This is a genomic window from Brevibacillus sp. NL20B1 (genome assembly GCF_018195675.1).
Lineage (GTDB): Bacteria > Bacillota > Bacilli > Brevibacillales > Brevibacillaceae > Brevibacillus > Brevibacillus aydinogluensis.
The window spans coordinates 74299-90673 of sequence record NZ_JAGTPT010000006.1; the positions used below are offsets into that span (position 1 = coordinate 74299).

Consider the following 16375-nt stretch of genomic DNA (forward strand, 5'->3'; position numbering starts at 1 on the left):
AGGCTATAAGCAGTTCACACGCTGCCATTCAATTGTCAACAATTAGTGAAAACCGGAACTGCGGCGCATACTACACCTGAGGTGATGCACATGGACGCAACCAGGACACAAAAGGCGGAACAGCAGGGCACGGCAGGCTTGTCGGCCGGGCAGCAGGGCAGTGCAAAAGCGCTGGCGCTCGCCAAGGTGGGAGAAGTGGCTTTCTGGGGGACGGTTGTGTGGGGGCTGATCCGCGCTGCCGCCCATTATCTGAACTTCACACCATACGGCGTGGAAGCGTTCGCCCGGCCGATTCTCGGCATGGTGAGGGCAAACTCCTGGGCGGGCGTCGGACTGGGGGCGCTGATGCTGCTCGTGGAGACGATCGTGGCCGTCTTCTTGTATTCGCTAGTGTTCGGCAAAATCCGCTTGTGGTGGTTCGGGTTGCTGTACGGCCTGATCCTTTTTGCCGTGGCAGGGTACTTCTTTCGCATCGGCAATTGGAATCAAGCGACGCTCAGCACCGAACTGGCCTGGTATCTGTCATTCGGCCTGTTTGCCGGGATGTCGATCTCGCTGGAGCAATCAGACAAAGCCTGATGCTGTTCAAGCCCTTCCTCTGTGTGGTAAAATATTTCTCTAGTAAAAATCTTTTTACAAAAAGATGTTCAACTGAATCTCACACGGGGAGGAATGGACGATGGTATCCGTCCTGCTGCTGAACGGCCCGAACCTCAACCTCCTGGGGAAGCGGGAACCTGACGTGTACGGAAGCGAGACGCTGGACGACGTGCTTGCTCGGCTGGAAAAAGTGATGGAGGAACTGGGCGGCAGGCTGGAACACTGTCAGTCCAACCATGAAGGCGTCTTGATCGACGCCATTCACCGGGCCAAAGGGGTGCACGACGGCATCGTGATCAATCCCGGCGCCTTCACCCATTACAGCTACGCACTGCGGGACGCGCTGGCAGGGGTGGCGCTGCCGACGATCGAGGTACATATTTCCAACGTTCACGCTCGCGAGCCGTTCCGCCATCAGTCTGTCATCGCGCCGGTCGTGCTGGGACAGGTGGTCGGACTGGGAACGGACGGATACGAATGGGCGCTGCGCGCACTGGTCCGCAAACTGACGCAGGGATAAAGGCACGGAAGAACAAAAAATCAAAGGGGAGAGGGTCATGGAACAACGGCTTGTGAGACTTCGCGACGCCTTGTCGCAGCTCGGCGCAGATGCGCTGATTACGGAAAAGAAGGAAAACCGGTTTTACTTGAGCGGCTTTACCGGCTCCACCGGCTGGGTGATCGTGACGGAAAAAGAGGCATTTCTCGTCACTGACTTCCGCTACATCGAGCAGGCGCAGGAGCAGGCGCCCCATTTTCGTGTGGTCAACAACGAACGCAAACCGGTGGAAGCGATCGCCCGCGTGCTGAAGGAAGCGGGCGTAAAGCGGCTTGCCTTTGAGAGCAGCGTGTCGTATGGCACCTATCAGGAATGGAGCAAGGCGTTTGACGGTGTCGAGCTTGTGCCGACGAGCGGTCTGATGGAAAAACTGCGCATGTACAAGGACCCCTCCGAGCTGGCGATCATCCGCGAAGCAGTGCGCATCGCCGACGAGGCGTACCAGCATATTCAGGGCTACATCAAACCAGGCGTCCGCGAGGTGGACGTGGCGTTGGAGCTGGAGTTTTTCATGCGCAAACGCGGTGCGGAAGCTGCTGCGTTTGACATCATCGTGGCGTCCGGTGTGCGTGGGGCACTGCCGCACGGGCGAGCCAGCGAGAAGGTCATCCAGGCGGGCGAAATGGTCACGCTGGACTTCGGTGCGGCCTACAAAGGATACAACTCCGACATCACCCGCACCTTGTCCGTCGGGGAACCGGACCCCAAGCTGAAGGAGATTTACAACATCGTCCTGCGCGCCCAGATCGCCGGCGTAGCGGCCTTGAAACCGGGTGTGACCGGCAAGGAAGCGGATGCTGTCACGCGCGAGATCATCACTGCCGCGGGCTACGGAGACGCGTACGGACACAGCGCGGGTCACGGCCTGGGCGTGGAAGTGCATGAGCTGCCCAATCTGTCGACGGTGAGTCCCTTCGTGCTGGAACCGGGCATGCTGGTCACGATGGAGCCGGGCATCTACATCAGCGGCCTTGGCGGGGTGCGCATCGAGGACGACGTGCTGATCACCGCGGACGGCCACGAGGTACTGACAACCTCGACGAAAGAGTTGCTCATTTTGCCGGTCTAATTTATACTAGTTGTGTTATTCGTTGATTGGGAGGACTACCATGATTTCTGTGAACGACTTTCGTACTGGTTTGACCATCGAAGTAGATGGCAACATTTATCAGGTAATCGAATTCCAACACGTAAAGCCCGGGAAAGGTGCAGCTTTCGTTCGTTCCAAGCTGCGCAACCTGCGCAACGGCAACATCACGGAAATGACGTTCCGTGGCGGTGAAAAGGTGAACCCGGCCCGCATTGAAACATCGACAATGCAGTACCTGTACAACAGCGGTGACGAGTACACCTTCATGAATACCGAGACGTACGAGCAGATCACGTTCACGCGTCAGCAAATTGAGCGCGAACTGAAATTCCTCAAGGAAAACATGAACGTACAGATCATGCAGTACAACGGTGAGACCATCGGTATTCAACTGCCGAACACGGTTGAATTGGTAGTGACCGAGTGCGAGCCGGGCGTAAAAGGCGACACTGCGTCCAACGTGACGAAAAAGGCAACGCTGGAAACCGGCTTTGTGGTCAACGTGCCGCTGTTCGTAGAAGAAGGCGACAAGCTGATCATCGACACGCGCACGGAACAATACGTTTCCCGCGCATAAACGCGGATGTTTGCACGTAAGGCTGTACCCAAACAGGGTACAGCCTTTTTTCTTTGCCGGATTGTCAACACACTGAGCGGACGGTTACGTCCGTCCGCCAAACCACTCACACAGCTTGAGAACAAATGCGGTGATGCCCGCCGCCATCAAGGGCCCGACAGGGATGCCGCGCAAAAAGACGATGCCAAAAATGGAGCCGATCACCAGACCGACGATGATGTGCGGCTCGGCGCGCAGCAGGTCAAGCCCCTTTCCGTTCATCCACGTGGCGATGGCGCCGCCTGCCATGGCGAGCAGGCCCATCACTGTCGTAAACAACGGCGTTACATCCCGCCAGGAAATCTTTTCGTTGGCGAACGGCACCAGCACGGAGATGGTCAAAAACAACAGGCCCAGTTCCAGCCCGCGCCGTTCGACGGCGGGAAAAAATCGCTCCAGTGCGGTCAGTTTTAACACCAGCAGGATGCTGGCGGCTGTGGCGATGATCGGCGATCGTCCGAGCAGCCCGATCACGATCAGGATGACAAGCATCACTTCTCCTGGCATCATCGGCATCAAAACCCCTGTCCCTGTTCTGCTTACACTTTATGAGACAAGGGTTGGGAGTATGCGTCGATCCTTCACCACCGGAACCAACTGGTAGCGGTCGATCTGGGAGCAGAAGCGGATGTCTTCCTCGCAGTGGTGCTGGGTCAGCCGTTTGCCCGTGGTGGTGCGAGCCATCACCTCTTCCAGCCGGTCGCATACGTACAGATAGCTCGCTTTCAGCGCCTCCCCCAGGTCACACACCTGGATGTGGGGGCGCATTTGTTGTGCTGTGTGGATCATCAGGCCGGCCGCCAGTCCGTCCTCCAGGGCGAACTCGGAGCGAGTGCCGGCACAGTACAGCGTGATGTCCAGTTTGTGCGACAGGGCGTACCGGATACAGGAGGTGGCATTCAAAAAACAGCCGATGACAAGAACCTGGGCCCGCTCGGCTTTTTGAATCGCGCGAGTGCCGTTGGTCGTGGTGAGAACCAACTGCCGTCCGACACTGGTCTGTCGGGCCAGCTCGGTCGGCGAATTGTTGCAGTCGAAATCGGCGATCTTGCGGCAGTGCCGTTCACCGGCAAGAACGCTTTCGGCCGAGCGCAGCGCGTGGGCCTGGCCGATCGTCTCCACCGGGAGGACCTCTTGAAATCCGCTGCCTAAAGCGGTGACGATCGTGCTGGAGGCACGCAGCACGTCGATCACCACGACGACGCGGTTGCTGATTTGATCAAAACGTATCTCCTCCACGGTCGGCACCACCGCTATTCTCATGGAGCGATCCTCCTTCCCTCCAGCAAAGCCGCCGTATCCGCCCGCAAGCCCCGGCGCAGGGTCTCCACGGCGAGGATGTCTGTATAGGCGACGTTTCCCAAATTGACGTCACACCCCAGGGTGCGGATCAAGGCCACCTGCTGTTCCTTGTGCGGCGCCTCCCAGATCAGCCGACAGGCAAGGTCCCCGGCCGCCTGGGCGATCTCCTGCACAAACGCGTGATCCACCATGCCTTCGCAGTCAAACACGCCGACTGTTCCGCTCTCCCGCGCTTCCACGATCACGTAGCTGGCGCCCGCGCGCACATCCTGTTCCAGCGTGCGCAGCAGATCGTCGCGTTCCGCCCGGAAATGGGCTGCTTTTTTGCCAAATTCCGTGTATACCGTCAACCCCGCGTCTGCCGCAGCAGCGATTGCCCGACGGCGCATGTTGTCAGAGAGCGGAAAGGTTCCGTCGGAAATCTCCACCGCGTTGAAACCAAGGTCAAGCAGCCTGGCCATGTACGCTTCCGGTGACGAATGGCGGATGGCAATCTCAAACAGGGTGCCGCCCGGCATGATGTGCAGGTCAAGTGCCTTGGCGAGCGCCACTTTTTGGTACAGAACACCGGCGGGATAGAGCGTCGAAGTGCCAAACCCCAGTTTGTAAATGTCGATATACGGCGCGGCCAGTTCCATCAGATCTTGAAAGGTGTTCAGCCCAAGCCCTTTGTCGATGACCATGGTCAATCCGCGGGAGCGCGGTTTGGATTGCCGCTCGCCAAACGGATCAGACCAGCTCACGGGCCAGAATGGGATGTCGCTGTCTAGCATTGGCGGTTTCCTCATTTCTTTTTAGGCGTTTGCTTCAGTGTATGTAGGCGGCCGAAAAGGAGTGAGCCAATCGCCCATAGGCTATTGCCCAGCCAAAAGGTGTGATGAAACCGGCGAGGACGGGCATAGAGTGAGGAAGAGGAGGGAGGACGAGGCTGGATGTGGGAAAAAGCGATACTCGGGATGGCTGCGCTCAGGATGATGTCCGGAACGCTTGAACTGTTGGTCGCCCTGCTGATCTTGAAGGTGAACCAAGTGGAAAAGGCCCTGCTGATCAACTCCAGTCTGGCAATCGTGGGGCCGCTGGTGCTGCTGACGACCACGACCGTCGGGTTGATCGGCATGTCGGACCGGATCAGTTTCACCAAAATTGCCTGGATCTTTCTCGGCATCGTCTGCATCTTTATCGGCGTGCGCAAGTAAGCGGACATGTTCGGCAGATTGGATTGGTAACCAGAACGTCTTTCGGGAACAATAGGGCAAGCACCGGTTAGAGGAGGGAAGCCCATCATGTTGGAAACGTTGGAAAACCGCATTGCCTATCTGCGCGGATTGGCGGAAGGACTGGACATACAGGAGAACAGCCGCGAGGGAAAGATTCTCGCGGAGATGATTGAACTGGTCGACGACATCTACGGTGCGTTCCGCGAGCTGCACGCCCGCGTGGAAGAAACGGAGCGTTACGCGGAGGCCATCGACGAAGACCTGGAAGACGTGGAGCTGTACCTGTTCAACGACGATGAGGCCCTGTACGAGACCGTAGAGGACTGTTCCGTGGATGGGCAGGCAGCGTACGAGTCATTCGCCGATCACGATGACGATGAGGATGCGCATTTGTACGAGACAGGAGAGCGTGATCACGTCTTGTCGTCGCACGCCCTTGAGTGTCCATCCTGCCGGGAGGTTCTCTTTTTTCACGAAGGTGTGGACGGTGAAGGCTACCACCACTACATCGTCGAGCCGTATCGCGACGAAGCCGAGTACGAGCCGATCAACCCGACATGAGTACATCGATTCCGGCAGACATACGAGATCGCGGCCGGATTTGCCGGTCAATCTGGCTTGTCTCTTCGCATGCGCGTCTGCCGTTTGGCGCTTGCCCTGCGGCAGGCGTTTTTTCTTGGCATAAAACTCGTCCATGGGCGCATAGGATGGAGGTAAGTCAAAGTGGACAAAGGCTGGCACCACCCGCCAGCCGCAAAAGGAGGGGACGATGGTGAAGGAGATCATGGCGATTTTGCCGGCGTCCGTCCGCAGCATTCTGACCGCGCTGCCCTCCGCCGTCAGAGAGCATCTGGAGGAGATACGCCTTAGGCAAAATCAGCCGATGGAAATACGTTACGGACAGCAGTCCAGCTATGTGACGCCTTCCGGCCAGCTGACCGCGATTGCCAGACAGGGGTGGATCTTTTCAGAGGAGCAGGCGGTCAAGCTGCTCAACCAGGTGAGCCAACACTCGCTATACGCGCTGGAAGAAGAGCTGAAGCGGGGATACATCACCGTCGTCGGCGGCCATCGCATCGGCATCGCCGGCAAAGTGGTGATGGAGAAGGGAGAAGTAAAAGGCATCCGCGACGTCACCAGCTTCAACATCCGCATCGCCCGCGAGAAAAAAGGGGCGGCACACCGCGTGCTTCCGTTTCTGTTCGAGAATGGACGCGTGCACAACACCCTGATCATTTCTCCCCCGCAGTGCGGAAAAACGACGCTGCTGCGCGATATCGCCCGTTCTTTAAGCTACGGCAACGAATGGGCGTCCAGCCGGAAAGTCGGCATTGTGGACGAGCGTTCCGAATTGGCCGGCTGCTTCAACGGCGTGCCGCAGCGGGACGTCGGACCGCGCACCGATGTGCTGGATGCTTGTCCCAAAGCAGTCGGGATGATGATGCTGATTCGCTCGATGTCGCCAGATGTGCTGATCGTCGACGAAATCGGCCGGACCGAAGACGGAGAGGCGGTGTGGGAGGCAATTCACGCCGGGGTAGCGGTCATCTGCACCGCGCACGGCGCCGATGTCAGCGAAGTGGCTCAGCGACCGACACTGGGCAGGTTGATCCAGTACGGCGCGTTTTCCCGCTACATCCTGCTCAGCAGGACAAATGGCGTAGGGACGGTCGAAGCGGTTTACGATGGCAGCCTGACTCGGGTGGATAGGGAGAAAATCGCATGGTTAAGCTGATTGGCGCCGTGTTGATTTTGTTCTCCGCGTCCATGATCGGCTGGCAGATCGGCCGCAATTACGCGTTTCGTCCCGTGCAGCTGCGCGCCCTGCTGGTCGCCTTGCAGATGCTGGAGACGGAAATCGTGTACGGTCTGACCCCCCTGCACCGTGCCTTCGTCAAAATTGGACATCGCGTACCGGACGAGGTGGGCCGTCTGTTTTTGACTGCGGCCGAGCTGTTGATCACCGAGCGGGCCCAGACGGCGGAAGACGCCCTCCGGCAGGCGATCGACGCACATTGGCCGCAGACAGCACTGCGCAGGCAGGAACGCGATGTGTTGAGCAGCCTGGGGCAGGTTCTCGGCTCGTCCGACCGGGAAGACCAGCAGAAACATTTGCGCCTTGCCGTCACCCATTTGCGCGGACTGGAAGAAGAGGCGCGCGCAGAGCAAGGGCGGTACGAAAAGATGTACAAAAGCCTTGGCTTCCTGTGCGGCCTGCTGGTCGTCATCCTGATGTTCTAAAGGCGAGGTGTTCACAGTGGATTTTGATTTGACACCTGTTTTTCAGATCGGGGCGGTTGGGTTTATCACGGCCATTCTGCACACGGTGCTGAAGCAGGCGGGCAAGGAAGACATCGCGCACTGGGCGACGCTGGTGGGGTTCATCATCGTGCTGTACATGGTGGCTCACTTTATTGGCGACCTGTTTTCCGAGGTAAAACGCGTCTTCCTGTTCAACTGAGGAGGGAAGGCAGAATGGAAATCGTGCAGATCGTCGGGCTGGGACTGGTGGCTACGATTCTCGCGCTGGTCATCAAGGAGCAGAAGCCGATGTTCGCCTTTCTACTGGCGCTTGCCAGCGGAGTGTTCATCTTCTACTTTCTCATCGGCAAGATCGCCGAAGTGATCCGCATTCTCGAGAAATTGGCCGTGCAGGCTGATCTGAATCTCGTCTTTCTGGAAACGATCCTCAAAATCATCGGAATTGCCTACATTGCCGAATTTGGCGCTCAAATGACGCGGGATGCAGGCCAGGGAGCAATCGCTTCCAAAATTGAGCTGGCGGGCAAGGTGCTGATTCTGGTCATGGCCGTTCCGATCATTCAAATCATCATCGAAACCGTGATTAACCTATTGCCGGCGTAAGGGAGAGGAGGGATGCAGATGCGTGTGGCGCGTGCAGGCTTGTCGGTCATCCTGCTGATTCTGCTGGTGGTGCTGCCGGCCGTCACCGTATCGGCTTCACCCGCTCCCGCCGCCCAGACCATCGACGAATTGGTCAAGGATCAAGCGGACGGCCTCGAGTTGGATCGTGTGGAGCAGTTTTGGCGGCAGCTCCAGCGCGAGTACAAGGGCTACCTGCCCGACGTGAAAGCACCTGGCTTCATCCAATTGCTGATGCAGCAAGGGGAGCTCAGCATCACGGGGTTTCTCAAGGGCATGGCCAAATTCTTCCTTCACGAGATTTTGATGAACGGCAAACTGCTCAGCTCGATCATCATCATCACCGTGTTTGCGATGATCCTGGAAACGATGCAAAACGCGTTTGAACGGAACACGGTCACCATCGTCGCCTACTCCATTGCCTATCTGGTGCTGATGGTGCTGGCAATCAACAGCTTTCACGTGGCCATCACCTACGCCAAGGACGCGATCAACAACATGTCCGACTTCATGCTGGCGATGATTCCCCTGGTGATAGCCCTGCTCGCCTCCGTGGGCAACCTGGCGTCGGCGACGATGTTTCATCCGCTGATTATCTTCATGATCAACACCAGCGGGCTGTTCATTTCCGCGATCATTTTCCCGCTGCTGTTTCTGTCCGCCATGCTGTCCATCGCCAGCCTGTTTTCGGAGCGGTACCAGGTGACACAGTTGGCGACGCTGCTGCGAAATATTGCGATGGGAGCGCTGGGCTCGTTTTTGACGATGTTCCTCGCCGTCATCTCCATCCAGGGGGCGACCTCGGCGGTGGCGGATGGGGTGACGCTGCGGACGGCCAAATACCTCACCGGCAACTTCATCCCCATCGTGGGACGGATGTTTTCCGACGCCGCCGACACCGTGCTGAATGCGTCGCTCCTGGTAAAAAACGCAGTCGGTCTGGCGGGCGTGCTGATCCTCGTCATCCTGTGCGCGTTTCCGGCCATCAAAATCCTGGTGCTGGCCCTGATCTACAATCTCTCGTCGGCGGTGCTGCAGCCGCTTGGCAACAGCCCGATCATCAGTGCGCTCGGGACGATCGGCAAAAGCCTCGTGTTCGTCTTTGCCGCGCTGGCAACGGTGGGTCTGATGTTTTTTCTCGCCATTACCATCATCATCGCGGCCGGCAACATCTCCATGATGGTTCGGTAGGTGAAGCGAATGACATGGCTGACCTTGTGGCTGAAAAAAATCATCCTGCTGGTGCTGCTCGCCGCCTTTCTCGATCTGATCCTGCCCAATACCAGTCTGCAGCGGTACGTCAAAATGGTCATGGGTTTGATTCTCTTGCTGACGATCATTTCGCCTGTTTTTTCCCTGTTCAATCTCTCGCAGGAAGAACTGGCGCTCCAGATTGACCGCTATCAGGCAGAGCTGGACCGCCCCGCCGATGCCGAGTGGAAGCGCATCGCAGAAAAGCTGGCGGGCGCGCGTGACAAGCAGGTGCGGGCGTACGTGCAGAAGCAGGTGGAGGAAGCGGTCCGCGCCCGCGTAAAAGAGGCGTACGGACTGGAGCTGAGCGGCGTGAACGTAACCCTGGAGCAAAGCGCCCAACAGCCGGAGCTGCGCCGCATCGAACTGATCGTGGGAGAGGAGAGGGAGCGGTCTTCCGGGGAGATCAAGCCGATTGAGCCGATTCAGCCGGTGCACATCGATCTGAGCAGGCCGCCGTCCTCTGTTGACCCGGCGGAAGTGCCGAAGGCGGAGCAGCAAGACAATCCCCTGTACAGGCGGATTGCCCGCGACGTCGCCCAGCAGTGGGGATTGACGGAGGAGCAGGTGGTCGTCCTGTCGCGGCCGGCCGGGTGAACAGCGCTGAAGAAGGAATCATATGAGCGAGGTGAAGGACGTGTTTGCCAAGCTGAAAAAACTGTGGGAGGGGGATGGCGGCGACAAAAAGCTGAGGCCGATCCATTACTTCATCGTCATCATGGGCATCGGCATGGCGGTGATGATTTTGACCGACTTCCTGAAAGTGGAGCGGGATCAGCCGCTCAGCTTCGGAGTCGAGGGCAGCAATCCGACCGGCCCGCCGGACGGTGAAGCGAGCGTGCCGGCCATTGGAGGATCGTCCGCTCCCGACATCATCGCTGAATACGAGAACATGTACGAGACGCAGCTGCGGGAAATCCTCGGCAATGTAATCGGAGTCGGCAGCGTCGAAGTCATGGTAAACCTGGATTCCACCCCGGAGCTGGTCGTGGAGAAAAACCGCAACACGCGTTCTTCCACCAATCAGGAGACGGACAAGGATCGGGCTACCCGCAATCAGAGCGAACAGTCGCGCGACGAGCAGGTGGTCGTAATCAGCGGGAAGCAGGATCAGCCGGTAGTGATTAAGACGTTGAAACCCCGGGTGAGGGGCGTGCTGGTCGTCGCCAAGGGAGCCGACAATATTCAGGTCAAGGCGTGGATCACCGAGGCCGTCCAAAAAGTGCTGGACGTCCCCGCTTACAAGATATCCATTTTGCCCAAAAAGGGTTAGGAGGAATGGCAGATGATGCTCAGAAAACAGACAGTATGGTTGTTGACGATGCTGGCGGTGATGGTTGTCCTGTCCGGCTACTACCTGGTGAAGGGGCCGCAGGAGCAGATGCCGGCGTTAGGCCAGGAGCAGCAGGACCAACTGGATGGTGTGATCGTGGAAACCAAGCAAACGGACAAACCGGCGCCGGACGCCAAACCTGTGGAAGGGAAAGCCGAGGCAAACGCAGATTCGTCCCAAACGCCAGCCGCTGCGCCGGATGACGCGAAGCAGGCTGCCGACAAGCAGGAGGAAGACAGCGCGCTGATGACGGTGGGTGAGTCGGCGGCCGAGATCTTCCAAGGCTACAAGATGAAACGGGAAGCGCAGACCCAGCAGCAAAAAGACGAGCAGCTGGCAATCATGAGCAGCGCCGATGCCACGCCGCAGGCGGTCGCCGAAGCAAAAGCGAAGTACGACGAGCTGTCCAAGCTCGAATCAGCCACGATGGGGCTGGAAGAGATGCTGAAGGCGAGCGGCTACAAAGACGCGGTCGTGTTCGTGCAGGACGGCAAGGTGACGGTAATCGTCCAAAAAGACAAACTGAATGCCGATGAAGTCGTGGACATCATCGCCCAAGTGAAACAGCACCTGAACGTCTCCGCCAGCAACGTGACCGTCAGGTTCCAGGCTTCGTAGGCGTGCGGGGTGATTCATCCTCCCATTCGCGTTTTAGACCATACTCGCGTTTTTGGCCATACTAAAGTGCGGCTGAATCGGGTATGCTTGTAAGGATTTTCCCTCTTCTCCAGCGAGAGCAGAGGGGAAATCCTTTCTTGACGTTGGGGATGGAGACAGGCTACCATGGTTTTATGACCTGATCCTACATACTCTTGTAAACTCCCTGGACATCCATTGAAACAAAGGAGTGCGTACGCGTGTTAAAAATTCATGAAATCCGCGAAATCATTAAGTTGATCGATCAATCTTCCATTAATGAATTTGAACTGGAAATGAACGGGACGAAAGTGACTCTGAAAAAATCGGTAGAAGCCGAGACGGTCGTAATTCCGCAGCCGGTCGTGCAGGCGGCACCCGCTGCTGTTCCGGCGGCTCAGGTGACGGCAGTGGAAGCGCCGGCAGCCCCCGCGCCTGCGGAAGCAGCAAAACCGGCGGCACCGGCACAGGAAGAAGCCAACCTGCACAAGATCGTGTCGCCAATGGTCGGCACCTTCTACCGCGCTCCCGAGCCGGGCAAACCGCCGTACGTGCAGCCGGGTGACAAGGTCACGCCGGACAAGGTGGTCTGCATCGTAGAGGCGATGAAATTGTTCAACGAAATCACGGCGGAAGTGACCGGGGAAATCGTGAAGGTGCTGGTCGAAGACGGCCAGCTGGTGGAATTCGGTCAACCGCTGTTCCTGGTAAAGCCTGAATAAAGTGGAGGAGAGCGGAATGTTCCAGAAAGTGTTGATTGCCAACCGCGGCGAGATTGCCGTACGGGTCATCCGCGCCTGCCGCGAGTTGGGCATTCGGACGGTCGCGGTCTACTCCGAAGCAGACCGTGACGCGCTTCACGTCAAGATGGCGGATGAAGCGTACTGCATCGGGCCGACGGCGTCCAAAGACAGTTACCTCAACATTGCCAACATCATGAGCGTGGCGACCAAGGTGGGGGCCGACGCGATTCATCCGGGGTATGGCTTTTTGGCCGAAAACGCCGACTTTGCCGAAATCTGTGCCGCCTGCAACATCACGTTTATCGGGCCGGACCCGGAAGCGATCGTAAAGATGGGGGACAAGTCCACCGCCAAGGAGACGATGAAAGCGGCGGGCGTGCCCACAGTGCCCGGTACGGACGGTCTGATCGAAGATATTGACGACGCCATCCGTACTGCAAATGAGATCGGCTATCCGGTCATGGTCAAGGCGACAGCGGGCGGTGGCGGCCGTGGCATGCGCGTCGCCGTCAACGACGAGGATTTGGAAAAAGCAATCCGCCAGGCGCAAAGCGAAGCGAAAACGGCGTTTGGCAATCCGGGCGTCTACCTGGAGAAGTTCGTGGAAGGCCCGCGCCACGTGGAAATTCAGATCATGGCCGACAAGTACGGCAACGTCGTCTACCTGGGCGAGCGCGACTGTTCCATCCAGCGGCGTCATCAGAAGCTGATCGAAGAAGCGCCGTCCCCCGCTCTCAGCGAGGAACTGCGCAAGCAGATGGGGGAAGCCGCCGTCGCAGCCGCCAAGGCGGTCAACTATCACGGTGCCGGCACAGTCGAGTTTTTGGTGGACAAATACGGACAATTTTACTTCATGGAGATGAACACGCGCATCCAGGTGGAGCATCCGGTCACGGAGCTGGTCACCGGCATCGACCTGATCAAGGAGCAGATTCTGGTTGCAGCCGGCCAACCGCTGTCGTTCTCCCAGGACGACGTCAAGCTGAACGGATGGGCGATCGAGTGCCGTATCAATGCGGAGAATCCAGCCAAAAACTTCATGCCGTCGCCGGGACGCATCAACAACTACCTGGCGCCCGGCGGTTTTGGCGTGCGGGTGGACAGCGCCGCCTACGCCGGTTACACCATCCCGCCGTATTACGATTCGATGATCGCCAAGCTGATTGTTTGGGGCAAGGACAGACAGGAGGCGATCGAGCGGATGAAGCGGGCGCTCGGAGAATTCGTCGTCGACGGGATCACCACCACCATCCCGTTCCACTTGAAGGTGATGGATCACGAGGTGTTCATCAGCGGAGAGTTTGACACCAAATTCCTGGACACCTATGACCTTCAGCTGGACGAAGCCTGATCTTGCCTTGATTTGTAAAAAGAGTGGGTGCTTGCTATAATGGAGTATAAAACCGCAGGGAGGTGCGAAGCATGGAAGAGTTTACTCCGGATTTAGAGAGAACAGAGCTTGGCAAAGTCCAGATCGCTCCCGAAGTCTTGGAAGTCATCGCCGGCATGGCCGCCTCGGAAGTGGAAGGCGTGGCCCATATGAGCGGCGGTTTCGTAGGCGAGATTGCCGAACGGCTCGGCCGTAAAAATATTGCTCGCGGCGTTCGCGTCGAAGTGGGATCGCGCGAAGCGGCAGTTGATGTATCGATCATTGTGAAATACGGACACCGCATCCCGGATGTCGCTCGGAATATTCAAGATAATGTGCGCAACGCGATCGAGAGCATGACAGGGCTGTCGGTTGTGGAAGTAAACGTACATATCGTCGATGTAGAGCTGAAGAGCGAAGAAAAAGCCCCGGCCGCCGTAGAAGAGTACCAGCGGGTTCGCTAGACGGCAGCGGAACCAATGCCCCCTGCTAGCCAGGGGGCATTTTCCTCATCATTGCCGGGATGGCCTCCTGTTCAAACAAGGCGAAAGGAAGATGTGTGTGAATTTGTTTGACCGCTTTATCTTGACGCTGTACAGCTTTGCCCTGATTGTGCTGTCCTGCGTTGCCATCGGGGCGACCAGCGGCCTGATCCCCGCTGCCTATCTGCGCCCCTATGTGGAGCAAATGCTGACCGGCAGCCATTCTGCGTATCTGATCGTCGCCATAATCTTTCTGATTGTCAGCCTGCGTTTCTTTTTCAGTTCGTTTCGCTCCCGCCAACCGAAAAGGGAACGGGGCATCCGGCAGCGCAGTGAGTTGGGGGAAGTGAACATTACCCTGCAGACGATCCAGACGATCGCCGAGCGGGCGGCGCGGCGCGTGAAAGGCGTTCGCGATCTGAAAACGGTAGTCAGGGCGCACGAGAGCGGCAACATGATCCTGCTGCGCGTCTCTGTGGACGGGGAAACCCCGCTGCCGGATTTGACCCAGCAGCTGCAGACCGTTGTCAAGGAGCAGGTGGAAGGCATCGCCGGCGTCATGATTTCCGAAGTGGCTGTCGTCGTCACCGAAGTGGCACAGTCTGAGATTTACGCGGCCCGCAGGCGGGTGGAATAGAGGGTGAACGGCATGTTATGGGAGTTGTTGTGGGAGCACAAGGGGAAACTACTGGGTGTGGCGGCCGGTCTTTTTTTCGGCATCATCTACCTTTTCGTCGGTTTTTGGGATACACTGGTGATTGTCGTGTTTGTCGGCACAGGGTATTACATCGGCCGCAAGCTGGACCACAAGGAAGATTTGCGGGAAATCCTGGACCGCATCCTGCCCGGCAAGTTTCGGTGATGGTCGGACCATCGTTTGCAACGGATTTTTGAGTAGAAGGTGAACGCAATGAAACGTAGAACAGCACGAGAAAAAGCAGTCCAATGCCTGTTCCAGATCGACATGGCTGACGTGCAGGTGGAAGACGCACTGAACCTCGTCATGGAAGACAGCGAGGAAGATCCGTCGTACCTGCGTTATCTGGTGGAAGGCACGTTAAAGCACCAGCAAGAGGTAGACGCGGAAATTCGCAAATTCCTGCGCGGCTGGCAGTTGGAGCGCATTGCCAACGTGGATCGGGCCATTCTCCGCCTGGCATTTTTTGAAATCATGTACGAACCGGACGTGCCGGACAGAGTCGTGATGAACGAAGCGATCGAGATCGCCAAATTGTATAGTGACGAGCAGTCGCACCGTTACATCAACGGCGTGTTGTCCAGCTTTTTGCAGTCGCGCCAGACCGCCCAGGCGTAAAACAAGCAGGTGAGACAGCATGACGAAGGTATTGTTGGGAATTGATACGAGCAACTACCGGACATCGCTGTGCTTGGCAGAGGAAGACGGCCGGATTGTGGCAGAAGCAAAGCGCCTTCTCAAGGTGAAGGAAGGAAAGCGCGGCCTGCAGCAATCAGAAGCCGTCTTTCAGCATGTGATGAACCTGCCGGAGTTGAGCGAGCAATTGAAGTGGAACGACTACGAAATCGTTGCGGTATGTGCCAGCGAAAAGCCGCGTCCCGTGGAGGGATCGTACATGCCTGTGTTCAAGGTGGGGGAAGGGCTGGCGAAGTCTCTGGCCGCCTACCTGCGGGTACCCTGCCTGTTGACGACCCACCAGGAAGGGCATATCGCGGCAGGAGAGTTCACCGCGGAAAAACGGCCTCAGGGCGACAGCTTTCTCGCCGTTCACCTGTCCGGCGGGACGAGCGAGCTGTTGAAGTGCGAACGGGAGGCGGCTGGATACCGCATTGAGAAGATAGGCGGAACGATCGACCTCCACGCCGGGCAGTTGGTGGACCGGATCGGGGTGGCGCTGGGACTGCCGTTTCCGGCGGGTCCCTTCCTGGAAAAAATGGCATGTGAAGCCAAAGGGGAGTTTCGCGTGGCGTCCGCAGTAGACGGCATGACGTTCAGTTTTTCCGGACCGGAGGCGTCGCTGCTGCGGGCAGTGGAAAGCGGGACCATAGATCCGGCGGACATTGCGAGGGCGACAGAACAGTGTATCGCCAATACGCTGGAAAAGGCACTGCGCCATGCTGTCGAAGCGGGGCTGCCGCGGGAGATTCTCATCGTCGGGGGAGTCGCCGCCAACCGGTACATCCGCGAGCGTCTGATCAGACGGCTGGAGCACCCGGCCGTCAAGGCCAGTCTCTATTTTTGCGACCCGGAGTACTCCGGGGACAATGCATACGGCGTGGCAATGCTGGGATGGATGAAGTTGAAAGGCGAACGTTAA

The 16375-nt window shown here is 57.9% G+C and carries 24 protein-coding genes; 21 read left to right on the plus strand and 3 right to left on the minus strand.

Translation table 11 applies throughout. From position 1 onward, the window contains the following. Positions 1-90 precede the first annotated feature (90 nt). From KDN35_RS06025 to efp, 4 genes are all read left to right on the plus strand, one after another. Positions 91-579: a YqhR family membrane protein gene (locus KDN35_RS06025; RefSeq protein ID WP_171565626.1), complete on the plus strand. Its 489-nt coding sequence runs from the start codon at positions 91-93 to the stop codon at positions 577-579. Positions 580-679: 100 nt separating this feature from the next. Continuing rightward, positions 680-1120, plus strand: coding sequence for a type II 3-dehydroquinate dehydratase (gene aroQ / locus KDN35_RS06030; RefSeq protein ID WP_171565625.1), 441 nt, complete (start codon positions 680-682; stop codon positions 1118-1120). A gap of 37 nt (positions 1121-1157) precedes the next feature. Beyond that, positions 1158-2228, plus strand: a complete 1071-nt coding sequence (locus KDN35_RS06035; protein WP_212132368.1) for a M24 family metallopeptidase — start codon at positions 1158-1160, stop codon at positions 2226-2228. Positions 2229-2268: 40 nt separating this feature from the next. Continuing rightward, positions 2269-2826 carry an elongation factor P gene (efp, locus tag KDN35_RS06040; RefSeq protein WP_029099452.1) on the plus strand — a complete coding sequence of 186 codons (558 nt, stop codon included), beginning with the start codon at positions 2269-2271 and terminating at the stop codon, positions 2824-2826. Between the two features lie 84 nt (positions 2827-2910). Here the strand turns inward: efp and KDN35_RS06045 are convergent, their stop codons facing one another. The 3 genes from KDN35_RS06045 to comA are packed head-to-tail and all read right to left on the minus strand — an operon-like array spanning position 2911 to position 4940. Then, the gene (locus KDN35_RS06045; RefSeq protein ID WP_171565623.1) at positions 2911-3375 is read right to left on the minus strand and encodes a DUF441 domain-containing protein; all 465 of its coding nucleotides are present in this window, start codon (positions 3373-3375) and stop codon (positions 2911-2913) included. A gap of 36 nt (positions 3376-3411) precedes the next feature. Further along, the gene (locus KDN35_RS06050) at positions 3412-4128 is read right to left on the minus strand and encodes a 2-phosphosulfolactate phosphatase (RefSeq protein ID WP_212132369.1); all 717 of its coding nucleotides are present in this window, start codon (positions 4126-4128) and stop codon (positions 3412-3414) included. Further along, positions 4125-4940 carry a phosphosulfolactate synthase gene (gene comA, locus KDN35_RS06055; RefSeq protein WP_212132370.1) on the minus strand — a complete coding sequence of 272 codons (816 nt, stop codon included), beginning with the start codon at positions 4938-4940 and terminating at the stop codon, positions 4125-4127. The genes KDN35_RS06050 and comA overlap by 4 nt, the downstream gene beginning before the upstream one ends. 159 nt (positions 4941-5099) lie before the next feature. Here comA and KDN35_RS06060 point away from each other — a divergent pair, with 159 nt between their 5' ends. The 17 genes from KDN35_RS06060 to KDN35_RS06140 all read left to right on the plus strand — a co-directional run bounded on the left by KDN35_RS06060 (position 5100) and on the right by KDN35_RS06140 (position 16375). Continuing rightward, entirely contained in the window at positions 5100-5363 is a 264-nt protein-coding gene (locus tag KDN35_RS06060; RefSeq protein ID WP_171565620.1) for a YqhV family protein, read from the plus strand. Positions 5364-5450: 87 nt separating this feature from the next. Beyond that, on the plus strand, positions 5451-5945 hold the full coding sequence (locus KDN35_RS06065; RefSeq protein WP_171565619.1) for a CD1247 N-terminal domain-containing protein: 495 nt from the start codon (positions 5451-5453) through the stop codon (positions 5943-5945). Positions 5946-6156: 211 nt separating this feature from the next. Beyond that, the gene (gene spoIIIAA / locus KDN35_RS06070; RefSeq protein ID WP_212132371.1) at positions 6157-7119 is read left to right on the plus strand and encodes a stage III sporulation protein AA; all 963 of its coding nucleotides are present in this window, start codon (positions 6157-6159) and stop codon (positions 7117-7119) included. Beyond that, on the plus strand, positions 7107-7625 hold the full coding sequence (gene spoIIIAB, locus KDN35_RS06075) for a stage III sporulation protein SpoIIIAB (protein WP_171565617.1): 519 nt from the start codon (positions 7107-7109) through the stop codon (positions 7623-7625). Before spoIIIAA ends, spoIIIAB begins: the two co-directional genes overlap by 13 nt. Positions 7626-7641: 16 nt before the next feature. Next, entirely contained in the window at positions 7642-7845 is a 204-nt protein-coding gene (spoIIIAC, locus tag KDN35_RS06080; RefSeq protein ID WP_171565616.1) for a stage III sporulation protein AC, read from the plus strand. A gap of 14 nt (positions 7846-7859) precedes the next feature. Continuing rightward, positions 7860-8249 carry a stage III sporulation protein AD gene (spoIIIAD, locus tag KDN35_RS06085; protein ID WP_171565615.1) on the plus strand — a complete coding sequence of 130 codons (390 nt, stop codon included), beginning with the start codon at positions 7860-7862 and terminating at the stop codon, positions 8247-8249. Positions 8250-8267: 18 nt separating this feature from the next. Further along, positions 8268-9458: a stage III sporulation protein AE gene (spoIIIAE, locus tag KDN35_RS06090; RefSeq protein ID WP_171565614.1), complete on the plus strand. Its 1191-nt coding sequence runs from the start codon at positions 8268-8270 to the stop codon at positions 9456-9458. A gap of 9 nt (positions 9459-9467) precedes the next feature. Further along, positions 9468-10115 (plus strand): stage III sporulation protein AF, encoded by a 648-nt coding sequence (spoIIIAF, locus tag KDN35_RS06095; RefSeq protein ID WP_171565705.1) that lies wholly within the window; start codon positions 9468-9470, stop codon positions 10113-10115. 22 nt (positions 10116-10137) lie between these two features. Continuing rightward, positions 10138-10791, plus strand: a complete 654-nt coding sequence (gene spoIIIAG, locus KDN35_RS06100; protein WP_171565613.1) for a stage III sporulation protein AG — start codon at positions 10138-10140, stop codon at positions 10789-10791. Between the two features lie 12 nt (positions 10792-10803). Continuing rightward, the gene (locus KDN35_RS06105) at positions 10804-11469 is read left to right on the plus strand and encodes a SpoIIIAH-like family protein (RefSeq protein ID WP_171565612.1); all 666 of its coding nucleotides are present in this window, start codon (positions 10804-10806) and stop codon (positions 11467-11469) included. A gap of 239 nt (positions 11470-11708) precedes the next feature. After that, entirely contained in the window at positions 11709-12209 is a 501-nt protein-coding gene (gene accB / locus KDN35_RS06110) for an acetyl-CoA carboxylase biotin carboxyl carrier protein (protein ID WP_171565611.1), read from the plus strand. 16 nt (positions 12210-12225) lie between these two features. Next, positions 12226-13581, plus strand: a complete 1356-nt coding sequence (gene accC / locus KDN35_RS06115; protein WP_212132372.1) for an acetyl-CoA carboxylase biotin carboxylase subunit — start codon at positions 12226-12228, stop codon at positions 13579-13581. A gap of 71 nt (positions 13582-13652) precedes the next feature. Beyond that, positions 13653-14063, plus strand: a complete 411-nt coding sequence (locus KDN35_RS06120; protein WP_029099468.1) for an Asp23/Gls24 family envelope stress response protein — start codon at positions 13653-13655, stop codon at positions 14061-14063. 97 nt (positions 14064-14160) lie between these two features. Then, positions 14161-14718 (plus strand): alkaline shock response membrane anchor protein AmaP, encoded by a 558-nt coding sequence (gene amaP, locus KDN35_RS06125; RefSeq protein WP_230076850.1) that lies wholly within the window; start codon positions 14161-14163, stop codon positions 14716-14718. A 12-nt stretch (positions 14719-14730) separates the two neighbouring features. After that, positions 14731-14943 (plus strand): DUF2273 domain-containing protein, encoded by a 213-nt coding sequence (locus KDN35_RS06130; protein ID WP_171565704.1) that lies wholly within the window; start codon positions 14731-14733, stop codon positions 14941-14943. A 48-nt stretch (positions 14944-14991) separates the two neighbouring features. Continuing rightward, positions 14992-15396, plus strand: coding sequence for a transcription antitermination factor NusB (gene nusB, locus KDN35_RS06135; protein ID WP_212132374.1), 405 nt, complete (start codon positions 14992-14994; stop codon positions 15394-15396). A 19-nt stretch (positions 15397-15415) separates the two neighbouring features. Further along, a complete protein-coding gene (locus tag KDN35_RS06140; RefSeq protein ID WP_212132375.1) occupies positions 15416-16375 on the plus strand; it encodes a tRNA (adenosine(37)-N6)-threonylcarbamoyltransferase complex transferase subunit TsaD in 960 nt (319 codons plus the stop codon).

Coding starts and splice junctions, on each gene's coding strand:
- KDN35_RS06025 (WP_171565626.1), top strand. CDS start 91: ATGGACGCAACCAGGACACAAAAGGCGGAACAGCAGGGCACGGCAGGC.
- aroQ (WP_171565625.1), top strand. CDS start 680: ATGGTATCCGTCCTGCTGCTGAACGGCCCGAACCTCAACCTCCTGGGG.
- KDN35_RS06035 (WP_212132368.1), top strand. CDS start 1,158: ATGGAACAACGGCTTGTGAGACTTCGCGACGCCTTGTCGCAGCTCGGC.
- efp (WP_029099452.1), top strand. CDS start 2,269: ATGATTTCTGTGAACGACTTTCGTACTGGTTTGACCATCGAAGTAGAT.
- KDN35_RS06045 (WP_171565623.1), bottom strand. CDS start 3,375: ATGATGCCAGGAGAAGTGATGCTTGTCATCCTGATCGTGATCGGGCTG.
- KDN35_RS06050 (WP_212132369.1), bottom strand. CDS start 4,128: ATGAGAATAGCGGTGGTGCCGACCGTGGAGGAGATACGTTTTGATCAA.
- comA (WP_212132370.1), bottom strand. CDS start 4,940: ATGCTAGACAGCGACATCCCATTCTGGCCCGTGAGCTGGTCTGATCCG.
- KDN35_RS06060 (WP_171565620.1), top strand. CDS start 5,100: ATGTGGGAAAAAGCGATACTCGGGATGGCTGCGCTCAGGATGATGTCC.
- KDN35_RS06065 (WP_171565619.1), top strand. CDS start 5,451: ATGTTGGAAACGTTGGAAAACCGCATTGCCTATCTGCGCGGATTGGCG.
- spoIIIAB (WP_171565617.1), top strand. CDS start 7,107: ATGGTTAAGCTGATTGGCGCCGTGTTGATTTTGTTCTCCGCGTCCATG.
- spoIIIAD (WP_171565615.1), top strand. CDS start 7,860: ATGGAAATCGTGCAGATCGTCGGGCTGGGACTGGTGGCTACGATTCTC.
- spoIIIAE (WP_171565614.1), top strand. CDS start 8,268: ATGCGTGTGGCGCGTGCAGGCTTGTCGGTCATCCTGCTGATTCTGCTG.
- spoIIIAF (WP_171565705.1), top strand. CDS start 9,468: ATGACATGGCTGACCTTGTGGCTGAAAAAAATCATCCTGCTGGTGCTG.
- spoIIIAG (WP_171565613.1), top strand. CDS start 10,138: ATGAGCGAGGTGAAGGACGTGTTTGCCAAGCTGAAAAAACTGTGGGAG.
- KDN35_RS06105 (WP_171565612.1), top strand. CDS start 10,804: ATGATGCTCAGAAAACAGACAGTATGGTTGTTGACGATGCTGGCGGTG.
- accC (WP_212132372.1), top strand. CDS start 12,226: ATGTTCCAGAAAGTGTTGATTGCCAACCGCGGCGAGATTGCCGTACGG.
- KDN35_RS06120 (WP_029099468.1), top strand. CDS start 13,653: ATGGAAGAGTTTACTCCGGATTTAGAGAGAACAGAGCTTGGCAAAGTC.
- KDN35_RS06130 (WP_171565704.1), top strand. CDS start 14,731: ATGTTATGGGAGTTGTTGTGGGAGCACAAGGGGAAACTACTGGGTGTG.
- nusB (WP_212132374.1), top strand. CDS start 14,992: ATGAAACGTAGAACAGCACGAGAAAAAGCAGTCCAATGCCTGTTCCAG.
- KDN35_RS06140 (WP_212132375.1), top strand. CDS start 15,416: ATGACGAAGGTATTGTTGGGAATTGATACGAGCAACTACCGGACATCG.